Source organism: Pigmentiphaga sp. GD03639, assembly GCF_029845405.1.
GTDB classification, from domain to species: domain Bacteria; phylum Pseudomonadota; class Gammaproteobacteria; order Burkholderiales; family Burkholderiaceae_B; genus Pigmentiphaga; species Pigmentiphaga daeguensis.
Genome location: NZ_JAOCLR010000015.1, coordinates 117,922 through 127,546, shown reverse-complemented (window position 1 = coordinate 127,546; position 9,625 = coordinate 117,922). Strand labels below are relative to the sequence as shown.

Below are 9,625 nucleotides of genomic sequence, written 5' to 3'. Positions count from 1 at the left end.
GACCCTCGCCATCTACGTCCTGATCCTGCTGGCCCTGGTGACCGCCAACCTGCCGTTCCTGACGGAACGCGTGTTCGGCGCGGTGGCCTTCCGCCGGGACGGCGCGCCCGCCCGCAAGCCGTTCTGGCTGAGGCTGGTCGAAGTGCTGGTGCTGTACCTGGTGGTCGGCGGCATCGGCCTGGGATTCGAGGCCAGCCTGGGCAACGTGTTTCCCCAGGGATGGCAGTTCTATGCCATCACCCTGACGCTGTATCTCGTGCTGGCCTATCCCGGCTTCGTGTACCGCTATCTTTTCAAACGGACCGCCCGATGAGCGACGATCGAGCACTGGAAGAACTGGCGCGCAGTTCGGAGCGGCTGCGCGAGGAGCCCCTCACCAGCGAGGCGGTGTTCCGCGGCAAGCTGCTGGACGTGCGCCGGGACACCGTCCGGCTGCCGGGAGGGGCCACGGCCACGCGCGAGTACATCATGCATCCGGGCGCCTCCATGATCGTGCCCATGCTGCCGGATGGGCAGGTGGTGCTGGTGCGGCAGTACCGCTATCCCATGCACCGGGCCTTCATCGAATTCCCCGCGGGCAAGATCGACCCCGGCGAGGCCCCGCTCGCGACCGCGCAGCGGGAGCTGCTGGAGGAAACGGGCTATCGGGCCAACAAGTGGACCGAGCTCACCACCATCCATAACGCCATCGCCTATGCCAACGAGCGCATCGTGCTGTTCCTGGCCGAGGGCCTGGAGCGGGGCGAGCAGCGCCTGGACGAGCACGAGTTCCTGGAAGTGTTCACGGCCCCGCTGGAGGACCTGATTGCCTGGATCCGCCAGGGGGAAGTCACCGACGTCAAGACGGTGATCGGCGCATTCTTCGTATCCTCTTCTACGCGCTAACGTCCGGATAGAGGCCGTGCGCCCGGCCGTACAGGCGGGCCAGGCCGAACAGGGCGTCGATGCTGGGCGTGGGTACGCCCACTTTCCGGCCAAGCTCGCGCACCACGGCCACGATGGCGTCCAGCTCCAGCGGACGCCCCGCCTCCGCATCCTGCAGCATGGAACTCTTGAAGGCGCCGAGCTTGCGCGTGACGGCGTGGCGGTCCTCGGCGCTCTGGTCGATGGCGCAGCCCAGTTCGAGGCCGATGCGGGCCGCCTCGTCCATGGCGTCGGAACAGAACCGGCGTACCAGCGGGTCGTCCAGGATGCGGTCGACCGTGGCGCCGGTGATGGCCGAGACCGGATTCATGGTCATGTTGCCCCACAGCTTGTACCAGATGTCCTGGCGGATGGCCCGCGAGGCGGTGGCGTCGAAGCCCGCCTGGGCAAGCAGCGCGACGATGCGCTCGACCCGTTCCGAGGACGAGCCGTCCGGTTCGCCGATGACCAGCCCGCCGCCCATGTGATGCTGGACGACGCCCGGCTCCGGCGTCGAGGTGCTGGCGTGGACCACGCACCCGATCACGCGCGCCAGGGGAATGCCGCGCGCGATCCGGCCATCGGGGTCGATGGTCGACAGGCGGGCCTGTTCCGGCGGCAGGAGGCCTTGCGCGAACCACCAGGGCACGCCGTTCATGGCCGGCAGCACGGCGGTGTCCGGGCCCAGCAGCGGCGCGAGGCAGTCCGCCACGGCGGCCAGGGCGGGGCCCTTGACCGCGACGACGACCAGGTCCTGCGGACCGAGGGCCTCGGTGCGGTCGCTGGCCGTGGCCGGGACCTGGACGAGTCCGCCTTCCTGCCGCAGCCGCCAGCCGTGCGATTGCAGCGCCTCGAGCGTGGCGCCGCGGGCCAGGGCGCTGACCGAGCAGGCGCCGGTGGCCGCCAGGCGGGCGCCGATGAAGCCGCCGATGGCGCCGGCGCCCACGATGCAGACCTTCATGCTCGTTCCCCGGGTCATTCCAGCGTGACGTTGGCCTTCTGGATCAGCCCCTGGTAGGTCTTGGACTTGGCCGCGACCTGGCGGTGGATTTCGTCGGGCGACCAACTGATGGTCTGGAAGGCGAAGGTATCCAGGCGCTTCTTGATCTCGGGGTCGGCCACGACCTTGGCGACGTCGGCGTTGATCTTGTCGCGGATGGTCGCCGGCAGGCCCTTGGGCGCCAGCAGCACGACGAAGGAATTGACGTCCAGGCTGGCGGGGCCACCGCTTTCGGCCACCGTGGGCACGTCGGGCATCTGCGGGATGCGCTTGGGGGCCGCGACGGCGATGTAGCGCAGCTTGCCGGCCTGGTAGGGGCCCTGGCTGGAGGCAATGGTGGCCATGCTCCAGTTCACTTCCTGGGTGCTGACGGCCGCGTACAGTTGCCCGACTTCCTTGTAGGGCACGTGCTGCATACTGACGTTCGCTTCGTTTTCCAGGGCGATGCCGCCCAGGTGGCCGGGGCTGCCTATGCCCCAGGATCCATAGGTGACCTGGCCGGGCTTGGCCTTGGCGGCCGCGACGAGGTCGGAGACCGATTTCCAGGGCGATTGGGCCGAGACGGAAACCAGGAAGGGCGTGATGAACAGCGTGGCGACCGGGTCGAAGACCTTGTCGGGATCGTACTGGCGGCTTTTGTACAGATGGGGCAGGGCGGCGAGCTGTTCGCTGTCGAGCTGCAGCAGCGAGTAGCCGTCGGGCGCCGAGCGCTTGAAGGAATCGATGGCGATGAAGCCCGCGCCGCCCGGCCGGTTCTCGACCACGACGCGCTGGCCCCAGGCCTTGCCCAGGCGGTCGGCCACCAGGCGCAGCACGGTGTCGGGGCCGCTGCCTACCGAGAAGGAGGTGACCAGGGTGACCGGTTTGGAGGGGTAGGCGTCGGCGGCGTGGGCCATGGGCTGGAGCGCGACGCCGGCGAGCGTTGCGGCGGCCGCACATTGTGCGAGGAAGGCGCGGCGCGCGCAGGGGGCGCGGAGGCGGTGGGGCATGGTGGGTCTCCTCATGGGTTTCTTGTTGCCCGCTAAGAATAGTGCCCGTCCCGCAGCGCGTCAAAACAGCGTGGGCACGGCACTTGCCGCGCGCCATCCTGGCTTGATAGGAGGTGCATCATGACGGTGAAGCTCGAAGCGGGGCAGGTGCTGCCCGACTATGTCCTGCCCGACCATACGAAGACGGCCCGCGCGCTGTCGGCGCTGCAGGGGGACGACCCCATGCTGCTGGTGCTGATCCGCGGGTTCTTCTGCCCCAAGGACCGCGAGCAGTTGAAGGCCTTGACCCGGTTCCATCCGCAACTGGTGGTGGGCAACTGCCGGTTGGTGGTGGTGACCACGGACGACTGGCACACGACCAACAATCTGCGCCAGCAACTGGGGGCGCACTATCCCTTTCTGTACGACGAGCAGAAGCGGGTGCGGGATGAGCTGGACATCCTGGAGTACACGGACACGCAGCATGAACCGATGATTCCGCACACCTTGCTGCTGGCGCCCGGACTGGAGATACGCAAGGTCTGGAACGGCTATTACTACTGGGGCCGCCCGTCGGTGGCCGAGCTGCATGGCGAGTTGCGGGCGCTGACGCGGGAGATACGGCCGGATTGGGACTTGCGGGACCCGCAGGTGCGGGAGCGGTGGAAGCGGGGCGAGAAGAAGGCTTTCTATCCCTACGGGGTGAAGTCCATGGAGCAGGTGCTTAGGGAGATGGCGGGGGCCGTGGACCAGTATGCGGGAGATGCCTCCAGGAAGGGGGCTTGAGGCGGGCGCATCCGGCTCCGGGCGGCTGCCCCCGCGCGGGCCGGACATGAGCCGCGCGGGGTGGGCATGATGAGCGGCTAGCGGGCCTGCGCCTTCTTCTTCGCGCGGTAGGCGTGCAGCAGCGGTTCGGTGTAGCCGTTGGGCTGGCTGCGGCCTTCGAAGACCAGGGCGGAGGCGGCCTGGAAGGCCAGGGAGGTTTCTTCGTTGCCGGACATGGGTTCGTACAGCGGATCGCCGGCGTTCTGCTGGTCGACCACCTTGGCCATGCGCTTGAGCACATCGCGGACCTGGGCTTCGTTGGTGATGCCGTGGCGCAGCCAGTTGGCGATGTGCTGGCTGGAGATGCGCAGGGTGGCGCGGTCTTCCATCAGGCCGACGTTGTGGATGTCGGGCACCTTGGAGCAGCCCACGCCCTGGTCGATCCAGCGGACCACGTAGCCCAGGATGCCTTGCGCGTTGTTCTCGAGTTCCTGCTGGATGTCGGCGGGCGACCAGGCGGCGGGGTCGCCGACGGGGACGGTCAGGAGGCCTTGCAGGAGTTCCTGGCTGACCGTTCCGAGCCGGGTCTTTTCCAGTTCCTGCTGGACGGCCTGCACGTCCACCTGGTGGTAGTGCATGGCGTGCAGGGTGGCGGCGGTGGGCGAAGGGACCCAGGCGGTGTTGGCGCCCGCCTTGGGATGGGCGATCTTCTGTTCCAGCATGGCGGCCATCAGGTCCGGCATGGCCCACATGCCCTTGCCGATCTGGGCGCGGCCGCGCAGGCCGGCGTCCAGGCCGATCAGCACATTGCTGCGCTCGTAGGCGGCGATCCAGGCCGAGGCCTTCATGTCGCCCTTGCGCAGCATGGGACCGGCTTCCATGGCGGTGTGGATTTCGTCGCCGGTGCGGTCCAGGAAGCCGGTGTTGATGAAGGCCACGCGGGGGCTGGCGGCCGCGATGCAGGCCTTGAGGTTGACGCTGGTGCGGCGTTCCTCGTCCATGATGCCCATCTTCATCGCGTGGCGCGGCAGGCCCAGCAGGTCCTCGACGCGGTCGAACAGTTCGCTGGCGAAGGCGACTTCGGCGGGGCCGTGCATCTTGGGCTTGACCACGTAGAACGAGCCCTTGCGCGAGTTGCGGCGGATCTTCAGGTCGGGCAGCGAGGCCAGCGTGGCCACGACGGCGTCCAGGATGCCTTCCGGGATCTCGTTGCCGTCCTTGTCGAGCACGGCGGGGTTGGTCATCAGGTGGCCGACGTGGCGCACGAACATCAGCGAGCGCCCGTGCAGGGTCAGCGTCGAGCCGTCGGCGGCGGTGTATTGGCGGTCGGGGTTCAGGCGGCGGGTGAAGGTCTTGCCGTTCTTGGTGACTTCCTCGGTCAGGTCGCCCCTGTTCAGGCCCAGCCAGTTGCGGTAGATCTTGACCTTGTCCTCGGTGTCGACCGCGGCGACGGAGTCTTCGCAGTCCATGATGGTGGTGATGGCCGCTTCCAGCACGACGTCCTTGACGCCGGCGGCGTCGGTGGCGCCGATCTGGCTGGTGCGGTCGACCTGGATCTCGAAGTGCAGGCCGTTGTTCTTGAGCAGGACGGCCGAGGGGGCCTGGGCCTGGCCCTGGTGGCCGATGAATTGTTCCGGCCGGCGCAGGCCGGTCTCGCCCTGCTTGAGCGCGACCACGAGCCTGCCGTCGCGCACCGAGTAGTCGGTGGCGTCTGCATGCGAGCCCTGGGCCAGCGGCGCGGCCTGGTCGAGGAAGGCACGGGCGCGGGCGATGACGGCCTGGCCGCGCGCCGGGTTGTAGCCGGAGCCGCGTTCGGCGCCGCCGGTCTCGGGCAGGGCGTCGGTGCCGTAGAGGGCATCGTACAGGCTGCCCCAGCGCGCGTTGGCCGCGTTCAGGGCATAGCGCTGGTTGGAGACCGGCACCACGAGTTGCGGGCCGGCCTGTTCGGCGATCTCGGTATCGACGTTGTCGGTGGTGACGCGTACCTGCTCGGGCTGGGGCTGCAGGTAGCCGATGCGTTCCAGGAAGGCGCGATAGGCAGCCTGGTCGGTGACGGGGCCGGGGTGGGCGCGGTGCCAGTTGTCGATCTCGGCCTGCAGGCGGTCGCGCTCGGCCAGCAGCGCGCGGTTCCGGGGCGCGAGATCGTGCACGATCTGCGAGAAGCCTTGCCAGAAGCGATCGCCGTCGAGGCCCGTGCCGGGCAGGGCTTCCTGTTCGATGAAGCGATCGAGTTCGTTCGCCACTTGCAGGCCGTGGCGATGGGTGCGTTCCGTCATGGAGATTCTCCTGGCTATGCCTGATGGTGCTGGCGGCCCCGCGGGCCGCGCCAATGGATGTATCGATGATAAACGTAGGAGCCGGGCGCAGGGCCCCGAATACCGTGTGCCGGAGTCACAATTGCTTTGCGTGGGAAGAGGGAATGCGGGGGAAGGGGACGCGCGGGACGAGACAGACGCCGGCCGAGCAGGCATAATTCGATGTAATTGAGATCGATTCTCCTTTGCATTTCCGTCCGAGGTATCCATCCATGTCGCTCCAAAGCGCCTCTCCGTCGTCGCTGGCCCTTCGCCTGAAAACCGAAACCGCTCCCTTGCACGAGAAACTCGACAAGCTCGTGATGTCGCTCAAGCCATTCGACAACCGGGAGAACTACGGCCGCTTCGTCGCCGCCCAGTATCTTTTCCAGCGCGACATCGAGCCGCTGTACGACGACAGCGCCTACGCGGCGCTGATCCCGGACCTGGCGACGCGGCCGCGGCTCGCGGCGGCCCAGGCCGATCTGCGGGACCTGGGCCAGGCCGTGCCCGAGGCCGCCGAGGCGCCGCAAGGCCAGGGCATGGCATTGCCCGAGGGCCTGGGCTGGCTGTACGTGTCCGAGGGCTCCAAGCTGGGCGCGGCCTTCCTGCTCAAGGAGGCGGGCCAGCGGCTGGGGCTGGACGAGAACTTCGGCGCCCGCAACCTCGCGGCGCCGTCCGACGGACGCGGGGCGGCGTGGAAGCGCTTCGTCCAGGCGCTGGACGGCAGCGGCCTGTCCGCGGGCGAGCAGGACCGGGTGGTGGCCGGGGCCAGCGCGGCCTTCGAGCGCTTCGCGGTGCTGCTGGCGCGCAGCTATGATCTGAAGGGCGAGCCGTCGCTCGCGTGAGGGAATGATGTCGATGTCCACAATGACGCAGCGCCGCCGGTCTTTGCTGGCGGCGCTGCCGGCCGGTCTCCTGCTGGGAGCCCTGGCTCCGGCGCGCGCCGCCCAGCCGCGGGCCCAGGGGCCGCGCGTGGTGTCGGTGGGAGCCGGCGTGACCGAGATCGTCTACGCGCTGGGTGGCCAACCCCAATTGTTGGCGGTCGATACCAGCAGCCTCTATCCGCCCCAGGCCCTGGCGCTGCCCAAGGTCGGCTACCAGCGCACGCTGTCGGCCGAGGGCGTGCTGTCACTGGGGCCGCAGGTGCTGCTGGCAGGGCAGGAAGCGGGGCCGCCTGCCGTGCTCAGGCAGATCGAGTCGGCGGGGGTCAGGGTGGTGCACGTCGACGGCGACTACACCTTCGAAGGCGTGCTGGGACGCATCGGTACCGTGGCGGCCGCGCTGGGCCGGCAGGCCGAGGGCAAGGCGCTGGCCGACAGGCTGGCGCTGCGCTGGCAGGCATTGCAGGCGCGCATCGCGGCCGCCCCGCTGCGCGGGCCGGGCGGCCGGCCGCTGCGCGTGGCGTGCCTGATGCGGCATGGCGCCAATACCATGGCGGCCGGCCGGGACACGGGCGCCGACGCGATGCTCAGGCTGGTGGGCGCGGTCAACGTGTTCGGCGGCGACTTCGCCAACTACAAGCCGCTGTCGGCCGAGTCGCTGGCCGGCGCGGCGCCCGATGCCATCGTCGGCACCTTCGACGGCACCCAGGAGCCGGATGCCCGGGCGCGGCTGCTGGCCACGCCGGGCCTGGCGATGACGCCCGCCGGCAGGAACCAGCGCGCGGTCCTGATCGATATCGTGCTGCTGCTGGGATTCGGTCCGCGCCTGCCGCAGGCGGTCGAGGACCTGTATGGCGCGCTGCGCGCATGAGGGCGGTGCGGCAATGACTGTTTCCCGCGTGGAGACCGCCGCGCCGCCGTCGGGCTGGGCCCGCGCGCGTGCGGGCCGCATGCCGGCCGCCTGGCTGTTCCCGGTCCTGGCCGCGCTGCTGGTGGCGCTGGTGGTGGTGGCCGCCGGCCGTGGCGCCTATCCCATCTCGGCGTCCAACGTGCTGGCCATCCTGCTGCACAAGGCGGGCCTGGCCCAGGGCGGGTTCGAGCCCCAGCAGATGGGCGTGCTGTGGACCATACGCCTGCCGCGCGTGATGCTGGGCGTGGCGGTGGGCGCGCTGTTGGGCATGGCGGGGGCGACGCTGCAAGGCCTGTTCCGCAATCCGCTGGCCGACCCGGGCCTGATCGGGGTATCCAGCGGCGCGGCGCTGGCGGTCGCGCTGGCCATCGTGTTCGGCAACCTGTGGTGGCCCGCGCTGGCCCAGGCGATGGGACTGGCGCTGTTGCCGGTCGCCGCCTTCGCCGGGGGCGTGCTGACCACCTTGCTGGTCTACCGGATCGGCCGCACGTCGCTGGGCGTATCCGTGGCCGCCATGCTGCTGGCGGGGATCGCCATGAACGCCATTGCCATGGCGCTCATTGGGCTGGCCAGCTACATGGCGACCGACGAGCAACTGCGCAACCTGACCTTCTGGAACCTGGGCAGCCTGGCGCCCGCCACCTGGCCCATCGTGGGCGTGGTGTCGCTGGTCGGCGCCGTGGCGCTGGCGGGCATGTGGCGGCTGCGCCTCGGACTCAACGCGATGGCGCTGGGCGAGGCCGAGGCCCGCCACCTGGGCGTGGCCGTGGAAAGCCTGAAGGCGCTGGCGGTGGTGTTCAGCGCGCTGGCGGTGGGCATGGCGGTGGCCTTCTGCGGCATCATCGGCTTCCTGGGCCTGGTCGCGCCCCACTGCATACGCCTGATGGCGGGCCCGGACGCGCGCGTCGTGCTGCCCGGCGCCGCGCTGCTGGGCGCCGCGTTGACGGTGGCCGCCGACCTGGTCGCCCGCCTGATCATCGCGCCGGCCGAACTGCCCATAGGCGTGCTGACCGCGCTGATCGGGGCGCCGTTCTTCCTGTTCCTGCTGCTGCGGGCCAAGGGCAGGATGTTCGAAGGATGACGAACATGCTGGAAGTGCGTTCATTGACGGTCGCGCGTCGCCAGGCCGGCCAGCCGCATCCGCGCGTGGTGCTCGACGGCATCGATTGCGCCGTGGGCGAAGGCGAGATCGTGATGCTGATCGGCCCGAACGGGGCAGGGAAGTCCACGCTGCTGTCGACCATGGCGGGCGACCTGGGGCCGGCAGCGGGCGAGGTGTTGTTCAAGGGACGGCCGCTGCGGCAGTGGGCGGCCGGCGAGCTGGCCCGGCAGCGGGCGGTGCTGCCCCAGCGGGCCGGGCTGAGCCTGCCGTTTACGGTCGACGAGGTCGTGCACCTGGGATGTCTGGCGCGCACCGAGCCGCGCAGGCGGCTCGAAGGCATCGTCCGCGCGGCGCTGGAGGCGGCCGGGGTGACGCACCTGGCCCAGCGGCCCATGCCGGCGCTGTCGGGCGGAGAGCAGGCGCGCGTGCACCTGGCCCGGGTCCTGGCGCAGATCTGGCCCGGCGAAACCGGCTCGGGCACCGGAAGGCTATTGCTGCTGGACGAGCCGTGCGCCAGCCTGGATCCGCATCACCAGCACTCGGTGTGCACGGCGATCCGCGATTTCGCGCATCGCACCGGCGCGGCGGTGATCGTGACCATGCACGACATGAACCTGGCGGCGCAGTATGCCGACCGCATCGTGGCGCTGTGGGAAGGGCGGGTGCTGGCCGACGGCGAGCCGCGCGCGGTGCTGACGCGCGACTTCGTGCGCCGGTGCTTCGCCGTCGACGCGGCGCACTGGCTGGCGGACGAGGACTTCCTGGTGGCGACCCGGCCGCTGCACGGCCCGGCCTGAGG

Annotated in this window: 10 protein-coding genes; 7 read left to right on the top strand and 3 right to left on the bottom strand. The window is 69.9% G+C overall.

Annotated elements, in window-relative coordinates:
- Both N5K27_RS17040 and N5K27_RS17035 read left to right on the top strand, forming a co-directional pair.
- Window positions 1-313: DUF2818 family protein (locus N5K27_RS17040; RefSeq protein WP_279817703.1), on the top strand; the 313-nt coding region annotated here is incomplete at its 5' end.
- Window positions 310-885, top strand: a complete 576-nt coding sequence (locus tag N5K27_RS17035; protein WP_132980015.1) for an NUDIX hydrolase — start codon at window positions 310-312, stop codon at window positions 883-885. The genes N5K27_RS17040 and N5K27_RS17035, both read left to right, overlap by 4 nt.
- Here N5K27_RS17035 and N5K27_RS17030 read toward each other — a convergent pair.
- Both N5K27_RS17030 and N5K27_RS17025 read right to left on the bottom strand, forming a co-directional pair.
- Complete coding sequence (locus tag N5K27_RS17030; RefSeq protein ID WP_279817701.1) at window positions 875-1,864, bottom strand: 2-dehydropantoate 2-reductase; 990 nt, start codon at window positions 1,862-1,864, stop codon at window positions 875-877. The genes N5K27_RS17035 and N5K27_RS17030 overlap by 11 nt on opposite strands.
- A 14-nt stretch (window positions 1,865-1,878) precedes the next feature.
- Window positions 1,879-2,892 (bottom strand): tripartite tricarboxylate transporter substrate binding protein, encoded by a 1,014-nt coding sequence (locus N5K27_RS17025; protein WP_087839422.1) that lies wholly within the window; start codon window positions 2,890-2,892, stop codon window positions 1,879-1,881.
- A 120-nt stretch (window positions 2,893-3,012) separates the two neighbouring features.
- On the opposite strand from N5K27_RS17025, the gene N5K27_RS17020 reads away from it, so the two are divergent.
- Complete coding sequence (locus tag N5K27_RS17020) at window positions 3,013-3,657, top strand: peroxiredoxin-like family protein (protein ID WP_132980018.1); 645 nt, start codon at window positions 3,013-3,015, stop codon at window positions 3,655-3,657.
- 77 nt (window positions 3,658-3,734) lie between these two features.
- On the opposite strand, the gene N5K27_RS17015 is transcribed toward N5K27_RS17020, so the two are convergent.
- Complete coding sequence (locus N5K27_RS17015) at window positions 3,735-5,912, bottom strand: malate synthase G (protein ID WP_087839424.1); 2,178 nt, start codon at window positions 5,910-5,912, stop codon at window positions 3,735-3,737.
- A gap of 251 nt (window positions 5,913-6,163) precedes the next feature.
- Here N5K27_RS17015 and N5K27_RS17010 point away from each other — a divergent pair, with 251 nt between their 5' ends.
- From N5K27_RS17010 to N5K27_RS16995, 4 genes are read left to right on the top strand one after another with little or no spacing between them, the layout of a single operon-like run.
- The gene (locus N5K27_RS17010) at window positions 6,164-6,778 is read left to right on the top strand and encodes a biliverdin-producing heme oxygenase (protein WP_279817697.1); all 615 of its coding nucleotides are present in this window, start codon (window positions 6,164-6,166) and stop codon (window positions 6,776-6,778) included.
- Between the two features lie 13 nt (window positions 6,779-6,791).
- Complete coding sequence (locus tag N5K27_RS17005; protein ID WP_243724560.1) at window positions 6,792-7,685, top strand: ABC transporter substrate-binding protein; 894 nt, start codon at window positions 6,792-6,794, stop codon at window positions 7,683-7,685.
- 13 nt (window positions 7,686-7,698) lie between these two features.
- A complete protein-coding gene (locus N5K27_RS17000; protein WP_087839427.1) occupies window positions 7,699-8,805 on the top strand; it encodes an iron ABC transporter permease in 1,107 nt (368 codons plus the stop codon).
- A complete protein-coding gene (locus N5K27_RS16995; RefSeq protein ID WP_207958656.1) occupies window positions 8,802-9,623 on the top strand; it encodes a heme ABC transporter ATP-binding protein in 822 nt (273 codons plus the stop codon). Before N5K27_RS17000 ends, N5K27_RS16995 begins: the two co-directional genes overlap by 4 nt.
- Window positions 9,624-9,625: the final 2 nt, after the last annotated feature.

Coding starts and splice junctions, on each gene's coding strand:
- N5K27_RS17035 (WP_132980015.1), top strand. CDS start 310: ATGAGCGACGATCGAGCACTGGAAGAACTGGCGCGCAGTTCGGAGCGG.
- N5K27_RS17030 (WP_279817701.1), bottom strand. CDS start 1,864: ATGAAGGTCTGCATCGTGGGCGCCGGCGCCATCGGCGGCTTCATCGGC.
- N5K27_RS17025 (WP_087839422.1), bottom strand. CDS start 2,892: ATGCCCCACCGCCTCCGCGCCCCCTGCGCGCGCCGCGCCTTCCTCGCA.
- N5K27_RS17020 (WP_132980018.1), top strand. CDS start 3,013: ATGACGGTGAAGCTCGAAGCGGGGCAGGTGCTGCCCGACTATGTCCTG.
- N5K27_RS17015 (WP_087839424.1), bottom strand. CDS start 5,912: ATGACGGAACGCACCCATCGCCACGGCCTGCAAGTGGCGAACGAACTC.
- N5K27_RS17010 (WP_279817697.1), top strand. CDS start 6,164: ATGTCGCTCCAAAGCGCCTCTCCGTCGTCGCTGGCCCTTCGCCTGAAA.
- N5K27_RS17005 (WP_243724560.1), top strand. CDS start 6,792: ATGTCCACAATGACGCAGCGCCGCCGGTCTTTGCTGGCGGCGCTGCCG.
- N5K27_RS17000 (WP_087839427.1), top strand. CDS start 7,699: ATGACTGTTTCCCGCGTGGAGACCGCCGCGCCGCCGTCGGGCTGGGCC.
- N5K27_RS16995 (WP_207958656.1), top strand. CDS start 8,802: ATGACGAACATGCTGGAAGTGCGTTCATTGACGGTCGCGCGTCGCCAG.